This window comes from Sphingobium tyrosinilyticum, from assembly GCF_042654265.1.
Lineage (GTDB): Bacteria > Pseudomonadota > Alphaproteobacteria > Sphingomonadales > Sphingomonadaceae > Sphingobium > Sphingobium tyrosinilyticum.
This window is the reverse complement of record NZ_JBHSFZ010000006.1, coordinates 142,268-161,962: the sequence shown is the minus strand read 5'-3', so window position 1 is coordinate 161,962 and position 19,695 is coordinate 142,268. Positions and strand designations below refer to the sequence as shown.

Sequence of the window (19,695 nt, the reverse complement as noted above, 5' to 3'; positions counted from 1 at the left end):
CCTCAGATATTGTGGGGTCGCGATGCGGGCGAATGGATATCCGTCCTCAATGCTCGCGACGGGCCACAGTTCCGTTGCCGTTACTAATTTGAGCATCGGCATTTTTCGAGTCCATGCAAGCCCCTGCATTGCCAATCGGAAAGGTGCTGGCTAAGCGGGCCCCGACTTGAGGCGCATTGCAGCATTCCAGGGAGCGACCATGACCGCCATTCTTGATATCCATGCCCGTCAGATTCTCGATAGCCGCGGCAATCCCACTGTCGAAGTCGATGTCATGCTGGAAGATGGCAGCTTCGGCCGCGCCGCCGTGCCCTCGGGCGCATCGACCGGCGCGTATGAGGCGGTTGAGAAGCGCGATGGGGACAAGAGCAAATATCTCGGCAAAGGCGTTCTCGCCGCTGTCGCCGCGGTCAATGACGAAATCGCCGAGCAACTGATCGGCCTCGATGCCGAGGATCAGGCCGAAGTCGATGCTGCGATGATCGCGCTCGATGGCACGGAGAATAAGAGCCGCCTCGGCGCCAACGCGATTCTGGGCGTCAGCCTCGCCACGGCCAAGGCGGCTGCGGATGCACGGGGCTTGCCTCTGTATCGCTATGTCGGCGGTGTGTCCGCTCACGTATTGCCGGTTCCGATGATGAACATCATCAACGGAGGCGAACACGCCGATAACCCGATCGATTTCCAGGAATTCATGATTATGCCGGTCGGGGCTGACAGTCTCGCGGACGCTGTGCGCGTGGGCGCGGAAATCTTCCACACGCTTAAGAAGGGCCTGCATGACAAGGGGTTGGCCACCTCGGTCGGCGATGAGGGTGGTTTTGCCCCCAATATTGCTTCGACCCGGGATGCGCTGGACTTCATCATGCTGTCGATCGAAAAGGCGGGCTATAAGCCCGGCGATGATGTGATGCTGGCACTGGATTGTGCAGCCACCGAATTCTTCAAGAACGGCAAGTACGAGATTTCGGGAGAGGGCCTGTCCCTGAGTCCCGTCGAGATGGCGGACTATCTGGCCGCGCTTTGCGCCGACTATCCAATCAAGTCGATCGAAGACGGGATGAGCGAGGATGACTTCGAGGGCTGGAAGGCGCTGACAGACAAGATTGGCGGTAAGGTCCAGTTGGTGGGTGATGACCTCTTTGTCACCAATCCGAAGCGCCTGGAGATGGGGATCGGCAAGGGTCTGGCTAACTCCCTTTTGGTGAAGGTGAACCAGATCGGTTCGCTGACGGAAACACTCGCTGCAGTCGATATGGCCCATCGTGCGCGTTACACTGCGGTTATGTCCCACCGCTCGGGCGAAACCGAGGATGCTACCATCGCCGACCTCGCCGTCGCCACCAATTGCGGGCAGATCAAGACGGGATCCCTGGCCCGTTCCGATCGGCTCGCCAAGTATAACCAGTTGATCCGCATCGAAGAAGAATTGGGTGATGTGGCCGTTTATGCGGGACGGTCTATCTTCCGCTAATCCCTATTTCAGCACTCGGCCGCAAGTTAACGAGATTTTGCTTGCGGCCGGCTCCGGCCTGTGATTCAACTGTTCCATGGCGCACATCGCTAAGCTTCGCATGTTGTTGTTTTCGGCTTTCGGGCCAGCGATCGCGGTGCTTCTTCTTCTTTTCTTCGCCGGTTATGTCGTGCTCGGCTCTAACGGGGTTCTTGCGTGGGGCGATTACACGCGCCAGCTTCATCGCGCTCAAGGCGAGCTGAAGTCGGTTCAGGCGCAGCGGAATGATCTCCGCAATCGCGTGGATTTACTCAATCCGCGCCGCGTGGATCCTGATCTCAGCGATGAACTGATCCGCCGCCAGCTCGGCGTGATACATCATGATGAAGTGATCGTGCCGCTGAACTAAGCCGCGGCATCCAATGCCGCTATTCCACGGGCTGCAGCGTTGCATTTCGGCCTGCTCTGCCGCTATATCGAGCTTCCTTCCAATCCATACCCAGGCAAAAGGATAAGAGCCTTGGCGAAACCTACGACGCCGCGTCCTTCGCGTGCAAAGGCAAAGGCGCAAAGCCCTGCCAGCGCGGACCACAACCGGCCTCGCCCAGAAACTCCTACGGACTACAAGGCAAAGAAGGAAGAATTGCTGGAATTCTACCGGCAGATGGTCCTTATCCGCCGCTTTGAGGAAAAGGCGGGCCAGCTTTACGGCCTCGGCCTGATCGGCGGCTTTTGTCACCTTTATATTGGCCAGGAAGCTGTTGCGGTTGGCATTCAATCTGCGCTGACGCCTGGCAAGGACAGCGTGATAACCGGCTATCGCGACCATGGCCACATGCTCGCCTACGGTATTGATCCCAATGTCATCATGGCCGAACTGACTGGCCGCGAAGCTGGCATTTCGAAGGGCAAGGGCGGTTCGATGCACATGTTCAGCGTCGAACATAAATTCTTCGGCGGCCATGGCATTGTGGGCGCGCAGGTTTCGCTCGGGGCCGGTCTGGGGTTCGCGCACAAATATAACAATGACGGTGGCGTCTGCGTCGCTTATTTCGGCGACGGCGCGGCCAATCAGGGCCAGGTCTATGAAAGCTTCAACATGGCTGAGCTATGGAAGCTGCCGATCATCTTCGTGATCGAAAATAACCAATATGCCATGGGCACCAGCGTCAACCGTTCCTCCGCAGAGGACCAGCTTTATCGCCGCGGCGAAAGCTTCCGCATTCCCGGCATTCAGGTCAATGGCATGGACGTCCTCGCGGTGCGGGGAGCAACCGAGGAAGCACTCAAATGGGTGCAAGGCGGCAACGGCCCCATCTTGCTTGAAATGAAGACCTACCGCTATCGCGGCCACTCCATGTCCGACCCGGCGAAATACCGTTCGCGTGAAGAGGTACAGGCCATGCGCGACAAATCCGATCCTATCGAAGGCGTGAAGAAATATCTGATCGACGAGGGGGTAAGCGAGGACGAGCTCAAGAAGGTCGATCAGGACATCCGCAAGATCGTAAGCGATGCGGCGGACTTCGCCGAAACGTCGCCTGAACCGGAAATGTCCGAACTCTATACCGACGTGCTGGTGGAGCAATATTGATGGGTATCGAAATCAAGATGCCGGCGCTCTCCCCCACGATGGAGGAAGGCACGCTGGCCAAATGGCTAGTGAAGGAAGGCGACGAAGTGCGTTCGGGTGACATTCTCGCCGAGATCGAAACGGATAAGGCGACGATGGAATTTGAAGCGGTCGATGAAGGCAAGATCGGCGCGATCGTCATTCCCGAAGGGACCGAAGGCGTGAAAGTCGGCACCGTCATCGCCACCATGGCGGGCGAAGGCGGTGCGACCGTGAAGGCTACGCCCCAGACCGAGAAAACCGCAGCTCCTGCTCAGCCTGAAGCCGCGCCCGAAGCGCCGACAAAGGCGGAGAGTGGCACGGCTAAGCTGGCTTCGGAAGCGAAGGCCAGCGTTGCTGACCCCGACCTTCCCGAAGGCACCGAATATGTGAAGACGACGGTGCGCGAAGCGTTACGCGACGCTATGGCCGAGGAAATGCGCCGCGATGAGCGCGTCTTCGTCATGGGTGAAGAGGTCGCAGAATATCAGGGCGCTTACAAGGTGACCCAGGGACTTCTCGACGAATTTGGCGACAGACGGGTCATCGACACGCCGATCACTGAGTATGGCTTTGCCGGCATCGGCGCAGGCGCGGCGATGGGTGGTCTTCGCCCGGTTATCGAGTTCATGACGTTCAACTTCGCCATGCAGGCGATCGATCACATCATCAACTCGGCGGCCAAGACCAACTATATGTCCGGCGGCCAGATGCGCTGTCCGATCGTGTTCCGTGGTCCCAATGGCGCGGCGAGCCGTGTAGCGGCCCAGCACAGCCAGAATTACGGCCCTTGGTATGCGGCTGTTCCCGGCCTCATTGTCATCGCGCCCTATGATGCTGCTGACGCGAAGGGCTTGCTCAAGGCGGCGATTCGGTCGGAAGATCCGGTCGTATTTCTGGAAAATGAGCTGGTCTATGGCCGCAGCTTCGACGTGCCGAAGGTGGACGATTATGTCCTGCCCATCGGCAAGGCTCGGATCATGCGCGCGGGCAAGGATGTAACGCTGGTCAGCTACTCTATCGGCGTGGGCGTTGCCCTTGAAGCCGCGGAGCAATTGGCGGCGGAGGGCATCGATGCCGAGGTCATCGACCTGCGCACGCTGCGTCCGCTGGATACCGCCACCGTGTTGGAAAGCCTCAAGAAGACCAACCGCTTGGTGGTCGTCGAGGAAGGCTGGCCCGTCTGCTCTATCGCATCGGAAATCGCAGCAGTGGTCATGGAGCAAGGCTTTGACGACCTTGATGCGCCTGTGTTGCGGGTCACGAACGAAGACGTGCCGCTGCCCTATGCCGCTAATCTGGAAAAGGCTGCGCTTATCGACGCGTCGCGGGTGGTCACTGCGGTAAAGAAGGTGTGCTACCGCAACTGATGAATCGAGAGCCGGCGAGGGTCGGAGCCTTCGCCGGGTTTCCCTGCGCTATATCAGGTGCAGGTGGATGGAGTGACATTTTCGCTGTTATAGACCTGAGTGATATCCCGGCTGTCCCGCACGTTGTAGGCAGAGAATTCCGTGATGTCACGTAGGGGCAGCGATATGATCGGCATCAGGCGGTTGTAGGTGTAGTGGACTTCCACCACCATCACCGCGGTTCCCGTAGCCGCCCTGATCTCCTGCCCCGTTGGGCCCATGCCTGTAAAGCTCGTGCCCGTGGCGCCCGTCCCCTCCGATCCATAAGCAGAATGGTAGGCGTCCCCACCGAAGCAGCGCTGCCATTTGATGGTCTGTCCGCCATCGGCGTTTGTCTGTAGGCTGGAGAGAACAATCTTGCCCTTTTGCTCGATGTTCAGGCCGGATGCTTGCAGGTCGGCACCGACGAAGACGTCGTTGATCTCTGCCTCGCTAACCGGTTTGTTGTTGATCGCGCTCTGCGAACCCATGCGGGACGCATTATCCGAGACCATCACTGCGAGTTCGCCCACCCGTTTCACGGTCAACGCGTAATTTGTGAGTTCCAGCCCCGAAGTGGCTAGGATCATAAGAATGGGAAAGGCCATGGCAAATTCGGTCAGTGCTATACCACTTTGGCAGCGCAACAACTTCTGTCGGAGCGAAAGTGGTGCTCGGTTGCTCGCGGGCTGAACTGGCGCAGAGGGGGACTTGTTCATCAATAAATCCTTAAGTGCACCGGCCGATCAGAGCTTCGGCCTGCTTGTCGAAGGGCTGATTGCGAAGGATCGTTCGCGAGTTCATGCTGACCTGCTGGCTCCATCCCAAAAGAGAGGCCATCGGGAACAGGCGATCATATCGAAGGGTCACCGAATATATCGTGACGTCCTTGGCACCGCCCTGACCTGCCACCCCAGAATCTGTGTCGCGAAAGCCGTTGCGGTTGGCGTCGTCGAAGCTCTCGTTGTTATTGCAGATATTGTCCGAGTTTGAATCAATGAAGGCTTCTGCCCTCGATTGAGCGCGGCCATAGGATTTGAAGGAAAGGCGATCGAAGCTAAGTGTGCCGCCTCCGACCAGTCTCTTGACCGCCGTTTCGACGGAGGCATCGAGCAGTGCCCGGTTTGTGTCGGTGGCTGTCTCCAACGCCGATGCCCGCCCGGCTGCCTGAACTTCTCCGCTCAATATTGCTCGGGCATAGAGATAGTAGCCGGTGTCGAAGAGGAACATCAGCATAAGCACGAGAATGGGCGCGACGAAGGCGAATTCGACCAGTGTAGCCCCGCGCGTGTCGCGGGAGAGGAACGGACCCTTCTGCCTCACGCGCATGAGAGTGGATAGCTTCCTCATTGCGTAATCCGTAACTGCGCGATTTGCGAAGCGATCTGTGAGAAAGTTGCCGTCAATTGCGCGGCGTTGTTGGCCTGATAAGCGCGGCCCGGCGAGGCGCAGTCTGACAGCATGGTGGTAAGGGTGGTGCCGAAGGCGATCACCCACACCGTGATGTTCTTCTGGTTCTTGGCAATCGTACAAAGCTCCCCGAGACGCGCTTCGGTGATGGCGTTCTGGGTTGCATTTGTGGGGATCGATCCCGTCGGCGTGCGGCGGCGGGCAACGCCCGACATGCCCCATGCGTCGTAGGCGCCGATGCGGGTATCCGTGCCCCCATCGGTCATGAAGATCAGGTTCCGCGCATAGCGTCCTCTGGCTTCCGCCGCCGCATGCTCGGCTGCGAACAGACCCTCGCGCGACATCAGGCGCAGACCCCACAACATGCCGATGTCATGATATGTGTAACCGGCGGGCTTGAGCGCGGTTAGATAGGTGGACAGTGTTGATAAATCGATCTCTCCCATTTTCCGCGCATAGGTCGGACAAGCGCCATATTCGGTCGGGCTTGATGATGGCGTCGGAAGGTTGGTGGAACTTCGGGTGGCAGTCGATCCGCTATAAACCCAGTTCGTCGTCGCCGTGAAAGCGGTAGCGTTCCGGCCATAGACCAGTCCCGGAAGGAACGGTTTCCACTGCGTTTCGGGCTTGGTCTTGTCCGGGATCAGATCGATGTCCATGTCATAACGAGGAACAGTGTTGCCCTCATCCGAACGACGGGTAGCGCGTTCCTCGATGCAGGCGTTCGTCTGGTTCCATGCAATGGAACGGTTGGTGGCCGTGCCGGTGGTTGTGTTTATGTTATTTACCAGCGCATTGAAGCTGCCGCCGCTGACGGTTCCATTCTCGTCGCCTGCACCTTTCAGAGCAGCCATCGAGTAGCTTATTGGTTTATACTGCCAATAATATACCCAGCTGTCGGCGTTTTCCTGACCGGCGTTGGGGTTTTCTTTGACCCATTCATTTTGGGTCTCGACGAGATTGGTGTATATCGTTGGCGTTATCCAACAAATGCCGTTGGTCAAGCCGGCTGAATAGGTCGTCCCATTACGCGTGCGCGTCCGTACGCGGCTGCGAGGGACTGCCGTGTTTGAAGGAGACCAGCTTGTATAAGTGCTGCTATCAGACAACGTGTTGGCGGGAGCTGCACATTGTTCAGAGGAGCCTTGATATTTTGTGCCGGTTGCGGACGATCCGCTGACCTTCTGCCACGGATCGGTACCAGAGATGGTGGTTCCTTGCGTGCCGCCATCCTTCAACTCTTTGTCGTTATTTTCATAAGCCCGTGAATCGTAAATCGCATTGTCCTGGATCCAACTTCGCTTGAGCAACATGCCCACATTGACCGTGGAGGAATAAGGCACGAACCCATAGCGGATGTGCGAGCCGGCGGGACGGACGTTCTCCAACTCTGTATAGAAGCTGCTAACTGCGCCCCGCAGAACAGCGATGCGGCTCTGACTGTCGCCTGGGTTGATGTCGTTCATAGACAGGGTCGTATCCAGAACGAACATTACGTCCGTGTTGGGTAACTGGAGATCAGCGGTGCAGCGCGCCGTGACGGTCTTGTCGGGCATATGAAACAGCGACATCAAGGTCATTGGCACTAAGACAGAAGCGTTCCCCGTTACTGCGCCTGCCGCGCTTGCGGAGTAGGTGACCGTGGCCAGGCTGGTGCCATATTTATTAGCAGGAAAATTGATGTTGAAGAAGCGATTGGCGGTGTCCTCCGAACTGCCGGCACCGGTCGTCCAGGTGAGACCCGTCATGGAGCGCCGCCCCGCGAGCGCTCCGGCGTCGCAAGCCTGCTGCAGGCGCGTTTTGGTGAGGTAAAGGCGGCTCATGTCCACGCCTCCGCCAATAAGTGCCGCCAGAGGAAAGATGGCAGCCGCCACAATCGCCAGCGTGTTGCCTGCCTGATTGTGAAAAAGCCGCATTAAAATGAACAGCGTTTGCTTGATCCTGTCGCTCATTTTTGCTTTCACCCGTGCTTGTCCCGACCCCCCATTTAGGCAGGGCAGCCGCTGTTCCTTAATGGACAGTTGTTAGGATCATTATTCGGGGCATAGTTAAAATGACGCTAATCTATATCTGGTGATATATGCCCTGTGACTGAAATAGTGGATGAAGAGTTAGCCCCGATTGTGGCGTTGCTCTGTGCCTATGCGGGTGAGGCCATATCGCGCCATCAGCTCTTGTGGGCCTTGGACGCGCGCTTTGCGCGGTTGGCCGCAACGACGAGTGAGTCGATGATCGGTCAGATCCGCCTTGCTTGGTGGCAGGACGCCTTGAACGACGAGACGGGGGTTAAAGGAAGGGGCGAACCCTTGATCGATGCCCTGCGCGGCATCCAAGCGGTTCCGCCTGTGGGTCTTTCCGCGTGGTTAGATGGCTGGGAGGCGATGATTGGAGACATCGATCTAAACGCCTATGCGGATGGGCGGGGTGGAGGGTTGTTTCACTCGCTTGCGGGGGAGGCTGAAGCGCCGCCTTGGCTAATCCAGGCTGGTGCTGCTTGGGCGTTGTGGGACTTGTCCGGCCATGTGAGCGACCCTGTTCTCGCCGCCGACGCAATCGAGCGCGGCAGAGAGAAACTCCTTTCGGCATCGCCTTCATGGCCCGCGGCATGGCGCCCGATGCAGATTGCCTATGGCTTGGCGCGGCAGGACATTCTACGGGGCAGGGCTGCCCCTAAATATTTGACGCTGGGGCTATATCTGCGGCTGTTGCGCGTAGCGCTGGCTGCCCGTTGAGGGGGATTTGGTGGGGCGAGTTATAGCCGGTGCGGGCGCTGCGCTGCTCTTTGTCGCGGCGGGTCTATTCTGGTGGCAGGGGCGGGCAGCCAACGGTCCGGCACCGGAAGCTGTCATTGCTCAGCCTCCGCCTCCAGCAATTGATGCCCTGCCGGAGGGTGACGCCGCTGCCGTTGGAAAAGCGCCGCCCAGCCCTGGCGAGGCGAGCCCGCAAAGCCGTGAACAGAAACGCTTCGCCCGTTATGACCGCAATCGCGACGGCGTGATCACGCGTATTGAGATGCTGGGCAGCCGGGTAAAGGCGTTCAAGGCGCTCGACACGGATAAGGACAATCTGCTGTCCTTCGAAGAATGGGCGGTCGCCACATCCGATCGTTTCGGCAAGGCGGATAGCGATGCAAACGGCAAGCTGACTCCGGTAGAGTTCGCCACTACTGCGCCGAAACGGGCCGCTAAGCCCCAGTGCAAGTGCTAATGGTTCAGGCGGGCTGAAGCTCGCCCAGCCATTGGCCAAGTGCCGCGCGAGCGCGGGAAGTCAGGGCTTCTTTGCGTTGTTTTTTCTTCACATCGTCGATCGGCGGGAAGAGGCCGAAATTGACGTTCATCGGCTGATAGTCCGCGGTATCTACGTTGCCGATAACATGGCCCAGCAGCGCGCCTAGGGCGGTTGTGGCCGGGAGCGGCGCAAATTCCTTGCCCACCACTTCTGCGGCAGCGAAACGCCCGGCCAGCAGGCCGATGGCCGCGCTTTCGACATAGCCTTCGCAGCCGGTCACCTGGCCCGCGAAGCGGATGTGGGGGGCGCTTTTGAGCCGGAGGGTGGCGTCGAGCAGCTTGGGGCTCTGAATGAAGGTGTTGCGGTGCAGGCCGCCGAGCCTGGCGAACTCGGCTTGTTCGAGGCCGGGGATGGTGCGGAACAGTTCGACCTGGGCCCCGTGTTTGAGCTTGGTCTGGAAGCCGACCATGTTCCAGAGCGTGCCTGAGGCATTGTCTTGGCGCAGCTGGACAACGGCATAGGGCCAGCGGCCCGTGCGGGGGTCGTCGAGGCCCATCGGCTTCATCGGACCGTGACGCAGAGTTTCAGGGCCGCGGGACGCCATCACCTCGATTGGCATACAGCCTTCGAAATAGGGAGTGTCTTTTTCCCAATCCTTGAACTCAGTCTTTTCGCCGTCGAGCAGTCCCTGGACGAAGGCTTGATACTGCTCCTTGTTCATGGGGCAATTGATGTAATCCTTGCCTTCGCCACCGCCGGGACCGATCTTGTCCCAGCGGTTCGCCATCCAGCATTTGTCCATGTCGATGCTGTCGAAATGGATGACGGGCGCGATGGCGTCGAAAAAGGCGAGATGGTCCATGCCTGCTGCTTGGCCGATGCTGGCGGCGAGGGCGGGCGCGGTCAGGGGGCCGGTGGCGACGATGGTGAGCCCTTCTGTGGGCAACTGGTCGATGCGTTCGCGGACGATTTCGACATTGGGATGTTCCGACAGGGTGCGGGTGACGCCTTCGGAGAAGATATGCCGATCGACTGCCAAGGCCGAACCGGCAGGAACCTTCGCCGGTTCTGCCTGCGCCATGATGAGGGAGCCGAGGCGGCGCATTTCTTGGTGGAGGAGGCCGACGGCGTTCTTGTCGGGATCGTCGGAGCGGAAGCTGTTTGAGCAGACGAGTTCGGCGAGGCCGTCAGTCTGGTGCGCCGGAGTCATGTCGCCGGAGCCGCGCATTTCGGAGAGGCGGACTTTGACGCCAGCCTGCGCCAATTGCCAGGCGGCTTCCGAACCGGCGAGGCCGCCGCCGATTATGTGAACCTGATGATCTGGCACTGTTTTTCCGATTTAATGAATGAAATGGCGAGAAAAACGCGTTTTGCTCGCCATTTCCTATTTTCAGTTTCGTTATGAAATGCTATTGGCGGCCGAAAGCACAGCCTGGACCGACGCGGTGGCGACGTCGGTGTCGGTGCCGATGCCGAAGATTGTGCGGCCGTCGGGCGTGCGGCATTCGACATAGGCGGCGGCGGCAACGTCCGTGCCTGCGCCGATCGCATGTTCGCTATAGTCGGCAATCTCCAGATCGACGCCGAGATCCTCGCGCAGGGCGGCCAGCACCGAGGAGAGCAGGCCGTTGCCGCGTCCGGAAATGCTCCGTTCGCCGCCCTTGTGCGCGATCTTGCCGGTGAAGATGCGGTCGCCCGCATGGCCGCTCTCATTATAGTCGATCAGCTTGTAGGGCTGGTCACCCGAGAGGCGGTAATGATCCTCGAACGCGGTCCAGATGTCGGCGGCGTTCAGCTCGCGGCTGGTCTGGTCGGCCAGCGCCTGGACGACGCGGGAGAAATCCGCCTGCATGCGCTTGGGCAGCTTCAGCCCCTTGTCCTGCTGCAGCACCCAGGCGACGCCGCCCTTACCGGACTGCGAATTGACGCGGATCACCGCTTCATAGTCGCGGCCCAGATCCTTGGGATCGATGGGCAGATAGGGCACGTCCCAAATCCGGTCGTTGCGCGTTTCCTGAACGGCAAAACCCTTCTTGATCGCGTCCTGGTGCGAGCCGGAGAAGGCGGTGAAGACCAGTTCGCCCGCATAGGGATGGCGCGGATGAACGGGCAGCTGGTTGCAATATTCGACGGTCTGAATGACCTCGTCGATGTCGGAGAAGTCGAGCCCCGGATTGACACCCTGCGTGTACATGTTGAGCGCGACGGTCACGAGATCGCAATTGCCGGTACGCTCGCCATTGCCGAACAGACAGCCTTCGACACGATCCGCACCCGCCATCAGTCCCAGCTCGGCCGCCGCGACGCCGGTGCCGCGGTCATTATGGGTGTGCAGCGAGATGACGACGCTGTCGCGTTTCGAAATGTTGCGGCACATCCATTCGATCTGGTCCGCGTAGATGTTGGGCGTCGCGGCTTCGACCGTCGCGGGCAGGTTCAGGATCAGCGGGCGCTCTGGCGTCGGCTGCAGGATTTCCATGACCGCTTCACAACATTCCAGGCTGAAATCCAGCTCCGCCGTGGAGAAGGTTTCCGGCGAATATTCGAAATGCCAGTCGGTGTTGGGCTGCTTGGCCGCATTGTCGCGCAGCAGCTTTGCCGCGTTGATCGCGATTTCCTTGATCTGCGGTCGGTCCATCTGGAACACGATGTTCCGCCACGCCGGAGAGACGGCATTATAGACATGGACGATCGCCTGCTTGGCGCCCCGCAGGCTTTCGAAGGTGGTCGCGATCAGGTCTTCGCGGGCCTGGGTCAGCACTTGCGGGAAGACATCGTCGGGGATCGCGCCGTCGCGGACCAGGCCGGAGATGAAGTCGAACTCGGTCGCGCCCGCGCTGGGGAAGCCGACCTCGATCTCCTTGACGCCCACCCTGATCAGCAGGTCGAAGAAGCGGCGCTTCTTTTCCGCGTTCATGGGATCGATCAGCGACTGGTTACCATCGCGCATGTCGGTCGAGAGCCAGCGCGGCGGCGAGGTGATGACGGCGCTGGGCCACTGGCGGTTGGGCAGATCCACCTGAGGGAAGGGGCGGTATTTCTGCGAAGGGTCGGTCAGCATCATGGGAAAGCTACTTCTTTACGCAAACGGGCCGCGCATCGCGGGTCCGGTGAAACGACTATCTGCTTGGTTTTGCCCTTAGGCGGATTGCTGCGTCATTCAAGCGAAGAGCAGCACAAAAGCCACGCCTAAGGGCGTGTAAGTCGTAGCAGGGGAAGAAGCGCGCGCTGCATGATGGGTGGGGGTTTAACGGGATTGGCGGGGAAGTGCAAGTTTTGGTGTGTTGGGGGAGGGAGTGGGGAGTGATGAAGAAGCGGGACCCCGGGTCGAGCCCGGGGTGACGAATTGGATAGTGCGCCCTACCACAGTCGCGTCACCCCGGACTCGATCCGGGGTCCCGCTACCATTCACGCAAGTGTATCGAACATGTCCCGCCAATCCGGGTTGGCTCTTTCAATCAGGTCGAACTTCCATTGGCGGCGCCAGCGCTTGAGGCGCTTTTCATGTTCAATGCAGCTTGCGATGTCATCTGCATGCTCCGCCCATACGAGGTGGACAAGTCCGTAACGGGTGCAGAAGTCAGATCCTTCGCCCAATCGATGCTGATGGATGCGTGCCGCAAGGTTTGCCGTGACGCCGACATACATGGTGCCGCGATAGCGATCGGCCATGATATAGACCCAGCCGCCTTGCTGGTCGCTTGTCATTACTGGCGTATTTAAAAAAGCGGGACCCCGGGTCAAGCCCGGGGTGACGGCATTGGCAGGGCCGATTACTTCTGGAACGCGGCGACGATCTTCAGTTCGATTGTATCGCCGACCATCGGCACGCCATAGCCCATTTTGAAGTCGCTGCGTTTCACGGCGCCGGTCGCGACGAAGCCGACATTTTCCTTGCCCCCTGCCATCGCCGGAGCCTTGCCCGCGCCGTAGAACTCGGCGTCCAGCGTCACCGGCTTGGTCACGCCCTTGATCGTGAGATTGCCGGTGATTTCGGCGCCTGTCGGGCCGTCTGCCTTTACGGCGGTCGAAACGAAGGTGGCCTTGGGGAATTTGGCGGAGTCGAAGAATTCGGGCTTCATCAAATGTTCGTCAAGCTTCGCGACGCCGGTCCGGATGTTGCTGATCGGGACTTCGACGGAGACTTTCGAGGCGGCCACATTCTTTGGATCGAGCGTCAGCGTGCCGGTGGATTCGGAAATGATGCCGAGATTGTTGGAGAAGCCCATATGATCATAGGCGAAAACGACCTGGGTGTGGCCTGGGTCGATCTGATAGGTGCCGCCGGTGACGCGGGCGGGGTCCTTCGCGCCTGGGGCGGCGGGCATCTGCTGGGCGATCACGACGGTGCCGCCAGTGAGGGTGGCGACAGCGACGGCGGAAATCAGCAACTTGCGCATGAATGGGTTCTCCAGAAGCAGTCAAAGGACGCGCTACCATAGCGGCGTCCTTTGATTGTTCCAGAGGTGTAACTGGAAACAGAGAGTTACCGGCTTGCGATATTGGAAGCTCGCTTCGCTCGCACCCACCCCAACCCCTCCCTTGAAAGGGAGAGGCTAGAGCGTTTTCTAAGCAGGTAGAATTACCTGCTGACTCGGAAAACGCGGTAAAACAAAAACCTAGAGCAGCCGAACCGATGCCATCAGATCGGAATCTGCTCCAGGTTGATTGGCTTAGTTCTTTTCCTTGTCCACCAACTTGTTCGCGCCGATCCAGGGCATCATGGCGCGCAGCTTTGCGCCGGTTTCCTCGATCGGGTGACGCTGGGCGGCCAGGCGGCTGGCCTTCAGTTCGGGCTGGCCAGCGCGGTTGTCGAGCACGAAGTCCTTCACGAAGCGGCCCGACTGGATGTCGGCCAGGACGCGCTTCATTTCCTTCTTCGTTTCTTCGGTGATGATGCGCGGGCCGGTCTTGATGTCGCCATATTCGGCGGTGTTCGAGATCGAGTAGCGCATGTTGGCGATGCCGCCTTCATACATCAGGTCGACGATCAGCTTCAGTTCGTGGAGGCATTCGAAATAGGCCATTTCCGGCGCGTAGCCAGCTTCCACGAGCGTTTCGAAGCCAGCCTGGACCAGCGCAGTCGCGCCGCCGCAAAGCACGGCCTGCTCGCCGAACAGGTCGGTTTCGCATTCTTCACGGAAGTTGGTTTCGATGATGCCCGAGCGGCCGCCGCCGACGCCCGAAGCGTAGGACAGGGCGATGTCATGGGCGTTGCCGGTCGCATCCTGCGCGATGGCGATCAGGCAGGGCACGCCGCCGCCACGCTGATATTCGCTGCGGACGGTGTGGCCGGGACCCTTGGGCGCGATCATGATGACGTCCACGTCCTTGCGGGGTTCGATCAGGCCGAAATGGACGTTGAGGCCGTGGGCGAAGGCGAGCGCCGCGCCGGGCTTCAGATTGGCATGGATGTCGTCGGCATAGATGGCGGCCTGATGCTCGTCGGGGGCGAGGATCATGAGGACGTCGGCCCACGCAGCCGCTTCGGCGTTGGGCAGAACCTTGAAGCCTGCGCCTTCGGCCTTCTTGGCCGAGGCCGAACCGGGGCGGAGAGCGATGGCGACTTCGGCAACGCCGCTGTCGCGCAGGTTCTGGGCGTGGGCGTGACCCTGGCTGCCATAGCCGAGGATGGCGACCTTCTTGCCCTTGATGAGGCCGATGTCGGCGTCGCGATCGTAGTAAACCTTCATGTCCGTTCTTCCTTTTTCATATCCTGACCCTCTCCCTGGAGGGAGAGGATACGAAGACTTGGGCCGAATGGTCCTAGTCGAAGTTGGTGAGGGGGAACCACCGAGCGGGGCCGCGCTGGGCTGGCCCTCACCCTCCCACCGCTGCGCGGCGGGCCCCTCCCTCTCCCGCAGGCGGGAGAGGGGTCTAAGTCAGTTCGGCTCCTTGCCGCGGATCAGGCCGACTACGCCGGTGCGGCCGACTTCGACCAAGCCGATCTGGCGCATCAGGCCGACGAAATTGTCGATCTTGTCGGTCGTGCCGGTGATCTCAAAGATGAAGCTTTCGATCGTCGTGTCCACCACCTTGGCGCGGAAGACGTCGGCGAGGCGCAGCGCCTCGATCCGGTCTTCGCCGGTGCCCGACACCTTCACCAGCGCCAGTTCGCGCTCGACGAAGGGGCCGTTGGCGGTGAGGTCCGTGACCTTGTGCACCGGCACCAAGCGGTCGAGCTGGGCGATGATCTGGTCGATCACCTTGGGCGGGCCATTGGTGACGATGGTGATGCGGCTGATCGCGTGATCGGGCGTGATGTCCGCCACGGTCAGGCTGTCGATATTATAGCCGCGCGCGGTGAACAGGCCCGCGATGCGTGCGAGGATGCCCGCTTCGTTGGTGACCGTGAGCGACAGGACGTGCCGTTCGCTATATTCTTCCTGAATGTGCATCAGATGCTCGTTCCGTTATCCGGTTCTTTTTCGCGCTCATGGCGCTGGGAGATCATCCCGGTGAAGGCATAGTGCCAGCTGCCGTCGTCCCGATGCGCGAGGCGGACAGGGAAGCCCGCGATCGCGTCGAACATGCGGGCCAGATGCTCGCCCACATAGCGCGGGCTGACCAGCAGGCGGCCGATATGGCGATCATGGAAATCGAAGCCTTCATCCAGATGCACTTCCCATGCTTCATTTTCTGGATCGGCATGATCCACGGTCCAGCCTTTCAGCTCGGCCGTGCCGCTGATCCGTTCGAAGTCGAAGGGTTCGCTCACATGGACGCGGAGCTTCAGATGTTGCGTCACACCAAAGCCTTCGCCTCATCCGACATGATGCCTGCGATCTGGTTGGGATCGAGCAGCATGTCGGTATGCGCCGCGCCCGACGGGATCATCGGGAAGCAGTTGGACAGCTTCGCCACGCGGCAATCGACGATCACCGGGCCGGGCGTGTCGATCATCTGGCGGATGCCCGCCTCCAGTTCCTGCGGTCCTTCGATGCGAATGCCGGTCCAGCCATAGGCTTCGGCCAGCTTCACGAAGTCGGGCAGGCTGTCCGAATAGCTGTTCGAATAGCGGCTTTCATAGGTCAGTTCCTGCCACTGGCGGACCATGCCCATATATTCATTGTTGAGGATGAATATCTTGACCGGCAGGCGATACTGGCTCGCGGTGCCCATTTCCTGGATGTTCATCTGGATCGAGGCATCGCCCGCGACGCAGACGACCAGGCTGTCGGGATTGCCGACCTGCGCGCCGATGGCGGCAGGGAAGCCATAGCCCATGGTGCCGAGGCCGCCGGAGGTCAGCCATTTGTTGGGCTCGTCAAAGCCGAAATGCTGGGCCGCCCACATCTGGTGCTGGCCGACTTCGGTGGTGATGATGACGTCCTTTGCCGTGCGCGACGCCTTGTAAAGCTGCGCAATCGCCTCCTGCGGCATGATCTCCTCGCGGCTTTCCGGATAGGCGAGGCTGTTGCGGGCGCGCCAGCCTTCGATCCGGGCCCACCATTCCGAGAGGTCCGCGGGCTTGTGGCCGTGCGTTTTCCAGGCGGTGATCATGTCGGTCAGCGCGTTGCCGACGTCCGCGACGATGGGGAGATCGACCTCGACCGTCTTGTTGATCGAACTGCGGTCGATGTCGATGTGGACCTTCTTGCTGTTCGGCGCGAAGGCATCGAGGCGGCCGGTGACGCGGTCGTCGAAGCGGGCGCCGACGCAGATGATGAGGTCCGCCTTGTTCATCGCCCAATTGGCTTCATAGGTGCCGTGCATGCCCAGCATCCCCAGCCATTGCGGCGAGGAGGCGGGGAATGCGCCGAGGCCCATGAGGGTCGAGGTGACGGGCGCGCCGGTCAGTTCCGCCAGTTCGCGCAAGAGCAGCGATGCCTTGTGGCCGGAGTTGATTACGCCGCCGCCGGTATAGAAGATCGGGCGTTCGGCAGCCGCCAGCATTTCGACGGCGGTCGCGATCGCGGAGGCGTCGGCCTTGGTTTGCGGCTTGTAGCTGGCATGTTCAAAGCCGAGCGGCCGGGCATAGGCCGCAGTCGCGATCTGGACGTTCTTGGGGATATCGACAACGACCGGACCGGGACGGCCGGTGGTGGCGATATGGAACGCCTCATGGACCACGCTAGCGAGCTTCGCTGGGTCCTTGACCAGATAATTGTGCTTCGAGCAGTGGCGCGTGATGCCGACCGTGTCCGCTTCCTGGAACGCGTCGGTGCCGATCAGCTGCGTCGGGACCTGGCCGGTGATGACGACCATGGGGATGGAATCCATCAGCGCGTCGGTGATGCCGGTGACGGCATTGGTCGCGCCGGGGCCGGAGGTCACGAGGACGACGCCCGGCTTGCCGGTCGAGCGGGCATAGCCTTCCGCCATATGGGTAGCGCCCTGTTCGTGGCGGACGAGGACGTGGCGGATCTTCGGATGGTTGAAAAGCGCGTCATAGATGGGCAGCACCGCGCCGCCCGGATAACCGAACACGACTTCGACGCCCAGATCGATCAGGCATTCAACCAAAATGTCCGCGCCGCTCTTTTCGGCCACGATGAAATCCTTCCACTGGATGCAGGTTGCGCCCTCTGCCCCGGAAGCGGAGAGATGGCAAGGCGGGTGCCTCTATTAGACATAAAATGGCTAGTCAACACCTATCGGCGTAATTTTATTATCAGTTCGGCGGCAATCTTGTCATCAATGGAGCGTCCTTCACGCGCCCAGCTGTCCGGCGGCTGGCGGGAAAACCACGTATATTGGCGCTTGGCATATTGGCGGGTGGCGATGCGGCCGCGTTCCAGCATGGTCTCGCGATCCATGTCGCCCCGCAGCCACCCGACGATTTCGGGGACGCCGATGGCGCGCATGACGGGGAGGGAGGGGGAGAGATTGCGGGCCAGAAGGGCTTCAACTTCCTTCACCGCTCCGCCCTCCACCATCTGCTCGAAACGCAGGTCGCAGCGGGCGATGAGCCAGTCGCGCGGGGGGAGGAGGATGAGGGGGGAGAGGTGGATGCGATCGGCGATGCCGCCGCTCTTGTGCTGCTGCCAATAGGAGAGCGGCTTGCCGGTGGAGCGGACGACTTCAAGGGCGCGGGCGACGCGGGTCGTGTCGGCGGGGGCGAGACGGGCGGCAGCATCGGGGTCCTCGCGGGACAGCGCGGCGTGGGCTTCGGCCACCGGCAGCGCGCGAACGGCGGCGCGGATGCCGGGGTCGATGTCAGGGACCGGAGCGATGCCATCGAGCAGCGTACGGAGATAGAGGCCGGTGCCGCCGACGAGGATGGGGAGACGGCCTTCCTGATGCGCGCTGTCGATCTCCAACCGGGCTTCGGCGGCCCAACGCGCGGCGGTGCAAGCCTCCCCTCCGTCGATATGGCCGAAGAGGCGATGAGGGGCCTGCGTCATTTCCTGTGCACTGGGGCGAGCCGAAAGGACCTGGAGGTCGGCATAGACCTGGCTGGCGTCGGCGTTGATGACGACGCCGTTCGCGGCCTGCGCCAAGCGAACCGCCAGCGCGCTCTTGCCGCTGGCGGTCGGCCCGGCAATAAGCGCGACGCGCGGGCGGGATTCGCCCTTGTTCGTTTCGGGCCGGTTTGTTTCAGGCCAAGATGTTTCAGGAGTGTCCATGTTCGTCGCGACCTTAGTGGCAAGTGCGGCCTTGAGTCAGGGGGATATTGAGGAAGCCGTTGCGCGGCTGGCGACCGCTGGCTGCGCGCCGGTCGATAGCAATTGGATCGACGAGGGCAAGGCGGCCGACATCTTCTTTGGCAGCGATCCGGTGACGGCGCGCGCTGCGTTGACGGACATTGGCGACAAGGTGGACGTAATCGTCCAGCCAGCCGCCGGTCGCGAGAAGAAGCTGCTGATCGCGGACATGGATTCCACGATGATCACGGTCGAGTGCATCGACGAGCTGGCCGATTATGCAGGGATCAAGCCGCAGATCGCCGACATCACGGAGCGGGCGATGCGCGGCGAACTGGACTTTGCGGGCGCGCTGCATGAGCGGGTGGCGCTGCTGAAGGGGCTGGCGGACGAGGCCATCGACCAGTGCCGGACCGAGCGCGTGAAGATCATGCCCGGCGCGCGGGCGCTGGTGCGCACGATGAAGGCGCGCGGCGCGGAGACGCTGCTGGTGTCGGGCGGATTTACGCGTTTCACTGGGCCTGTCGCGGAGGAGATTGGCTTCGATCGCGCTGTCGCCAATGTACTGGAAATTGCAGACGGCGCGTTGGTGGGAACTGTGACGCTGCCGATTGTGGATGCCTCGCGCAAGCGCGCGGAACTGGAGACGGCGATCGAAGGCGGCATCGACCGGGCTTTGACGCTGGCGGTGGGCGACGGGGCCAATGATATACCGATGATCCAAGGTGCGGGATTGGGCGTCGCCTATCACGCCAAGCCCAAGACGCGGGAGGCTGCGGCCGCGGAGATCGTGCATGGGGATCTGTCCGTGCTGCTCTATGCGCAGGGCATTGCGTCGGCGGATTGGGTTGAGGGCTGACGCCTTAGTTCCGCTGGCGGGCGAGTAAGCTGACTATGGAGCGTGGGCTTCGGCACGCTCATCCTGAACGGAGGTGGGAGAAGCGAACGCGTTTTTGCGATATCGCCCTCAAATGGTCGTGCACGGTTAATCGTGCATTAGGCACATCTCACCGTCAT

At 60.8% G+C, this 19,695-nt stretch carries 19 protein-coding genes; 7 read left to right on the top strand and 12 right to left on the bottom strand.

Annotated elements, in window-relative coordinates; all coding sequences use genetic code 11:
• Positions 1–199: 199 nt before the first annotated feature.
• The 4 genes from eno (at position 200) to ACFO3E_RS05150 (ending at position 4,435) form a co-directional block, all read left to right on the top strand.
• Positions 200–1,474 (top strand): phosphopyruvate hydratase, encoded by a 1,275-nt coding sequence (gene eno / locus ACFO3E_RS05165; protein WP_066524006.1) that lies wholly within the window; start codon positions 200–202, stop codon positions 1,472–1,474.
• 76 nt (positions 1,475–1,550) lie between these two features.
• On the top strand, positions 1,551–1,862 hold the full coding sequence (locus tag ACFO3E_RS05160; protein ID WP_066524004.1) for an FtsB family cell division protein: 312 nt from the start codon (positions 1,551–1,553) through the stop codon (positions 1,860–1,862).
• 111 nt (positions 1,863–1,973) lie between these two features.
• Positions 1,974–3,047: a pyruvate dehydrogenase (acetyl-transferring) E1 component subunit alpha gene (pdhA, locus tag ACFO3E_RS05155; protein ID WP_066528507.1), complete on the top strand. Its 1,074-nt coding sequence runs from the start codon at positions 1,974–1,976 to the stop codon at positions 3,045–3,047.
• On the top strand, positions 3,047–4,435 hold the full coding sequence (locus tag ACFO3E_RS05150) for a pyruvate dehydrogenase complex E1 component subunit beta (RefSeq protein ID WP_066524003.1): 1,389 nt from the start codon (positions 3,047–3,049) through the stop codon (positions 4,433–4,435). Before pdhA ends, ACFO3E_RS05150 begins: the two co-directional genes overlap by 1 nt.
• 53 nt (positions 4,436–4,488) lie before the next feature.
• Here ACFO3E_RS05150 and ACFO3E_RS05145 read toward each other — a convergent pair whose 3' ends face one another.
• Genes ACFO3E_RS05145 through ACFO3E_RS05135 form a run of 3 tightly spaced genes read right to left on the bottom strand, consistent with a single transcriptional unit; the run spans position 4,489 to position 7,815 of the window.
• Positions 4,489–5,172: a TadE/TadG family type IV pilus assembly protein gene (locus tag ACFO3E_RS05145; protein WP_380802896.1), complete on the bottom strand. Its 684-nt coding sequence runs from the start codon at positions 5,170–5,172 to the stop codon at positions 4,489–4,491.
• Between the two features lie 10 nt (positions 5,173–5,182).
• The gene (locus ACFO3E_RS05140; protein WP_380802894.1) at positions 5,183–5,776 is read right to left on the bottom strand and encodes a TadE/TadG family type IV pilus assembly protein; all 594 of its coding nucleotides are present in this window, start codon (positions 5,774–5,776) and stop codon (positions 5,183–5,185) included.
• Between the two features lie 23 nt (positions 5,777–5,799).
• Complete coding sequence (locus ACFO3E_RS05135; protein WP_380802893.1) at positions 5,800–7,815, bottom strand: TadE/TadG family type IV pilus assembly protein; 2,016 nt, start codon at positions 7,813–7,815, stop codon at positions 5,800–5,802.
• Positions 7,816–7,950: 135 nt separating this feature from the next.
• Here ACFO3E_RS05135 and ACFO3E_RS05130 point away from each other — a divergent pair, with 135 nt between their 5' ends.
• Together ACFO3E_RS05130 and ACFO3E_RS05125 are read left to right on the top strand one after the other, a co-directional pair.
• Positions 7,951–8,595 carry a hypothetical protein gene (locus ACFO3E_RS05130; RefSeq protein WP_335675835.1) on the top strand — a complete coding sequence of 215 codons (645 nt, stop codon included), beginning with the start codon at positions 7,951–7,953 and terminating at the stop codon, positions 8,593–8,595.
• Between the two features lie 10 nt (positions 8,596–8,605).
• Positions 8,606–9,070, top strand: a complete 465-nt coding sequence (locus ACFO3E_RS05125) for an EF-hand domain-containing protein (RefSeq protein WP_066523997.1) — start codon at positions 8,606–8,608, stop codon at positions 9,068–9,070.
• Positions 9,071–9,074: 4 nt separating this feature from the next.
• Here the strand turns inward: ACFO3E_RS05125 and trmFO are convergent, their stop codons facing one another.
• From trmFO to miaA, 9 genes are all read right to left on the bottom strand, one after another.
• The gene (trmFO, locus tag ACFO3E_RS05120) at positions 9,075–10,418 is read right to left on the bottom strand and encodes a methylenetetrahydrofolate--tRNA-(uracil(54)-C(5))-methyltransferase (FADH(2)-oxidizing) TrmFO (protein WP_066523996.1); all 1,344 of its coding nucleotides are present in this window, start codon (positions 10,416–10,418) and stop codon (positions 9,075–9,077) included.
• Between the two features lie 72 nt (positions 10,419–10,490).
• A complete protein-coding gene (gene leuA, locus ACFO3E_RS05115) occupies positions 10,491–12,155 on the bottom strand; it encodes a 2-isopropylmalate synthase (RefSeq protein ID WP_066523994.1) in 1,665 nt (554 codons plus the stop codon).
• 344 nt (positions 12,156–12,499) lie between these two features.
• Positions 12,500–12,799, bottom strand: coding sequence for a GIY-YIG nuclease family protein (locus ACFO3E_RS05110; RefSeq protein WP_066523993.1), 300 nt, complete (start codon positions 12,797–12,799; stop codon positions 12,500–12,502).
• Positions 12,800–12,864: 65 nt separating this feature from the next.
• On the bottom strand, positions 12,865–13,491 hold the full coding sequence (locus ACFO3E_RS05105) for a YceI family protein (RefSeq protein ID WP_066523992.1): 627 nt from the start codon (positions 13,489–13,491) through the stop codon (positions 12,865–12,867).
• A gap of 273 nt (positions 13,492–13,764) precedes the next feature.
• Complete coding sequence (gene ilvC / locus ACFO3E_RS05100) at positions 13,765–14,784, bottom strand: ketol-acid reductoisomerase (protein WP_066523990.1); 1,020 nt, start codon at positions 14,782–14,784, stop codon at positions 13,765–13,767.
• Positions 14,785–14,973: 189 nt separating this feature from the next.
• On the bottom strand, positions 14,974–15,489 hold the full coding sequence (gene ilvN, locus ACFO3E_RS05095) for an acetolactate synthase small subunit (RefSeq protein WP_066523989.1): 516 nt from the start codon (positions 15,487–15,489) through the stop codon (positions 14,974–14,976).
• A complete protein-coding gene (locus tag ACFO3E_RS05090; RefSeq protein WP_066523988.1) occupies positions 15,489–15,839 on the bottom strand; it encodes a hypothetical protein in 351 nt (116 codons plus the stop codon). Before ACFO3E_RS05090 ends, ilvN begins: the two co-directional genes overlap by 1 nt.
• Positions 15,836–17,584, bottom strand: a complete 1,749-nt coding sequence (locus ACFO3E_RS05085) for an acetolactate synthase 3 large subunit (protein ID WP_066523986.1) — start codon at positions 17,582–17,584, stop codon at positions 15,836–15,838. The genes ACFO3E_RS05090 and ACFO3E_RS05085 overlap by 4 nt, the downstream gene beginning before the upstream one ends.
• Positions 17,585–17,685: 101 nt before the next feature.
• Positions 17,686–18,660, bottom strand: coding sequence for a tRNA (adenosine(37)-N6)-dimethylallyltransferase MiaA (gene miaA, locus ACFO3E_RS05080; protein ID WP_380802887.1), 975 nt, complete (start codon positions 18,658–18,660; stop codon positions 17,686–17,688).
• Between miaA and serB the strand changes: the two genes are divergently transcribed.
• Positions 18,659–19,537, top strand: coding sequence for a phosphoserine phosphatase SerB (serB, locus tag ACFO3E_RS05075; RefSeq protein WP_380802886.1), 879 nt, complete (start codon positions 18,659–18,661; stop codon positions 19,535–19,537). The two genes, miaA and serB, sit on opposite strands and share 2 nt — an antisense overlap.
• Positions 19,538–19,695 lie beyond the last annotated feature (158 nt).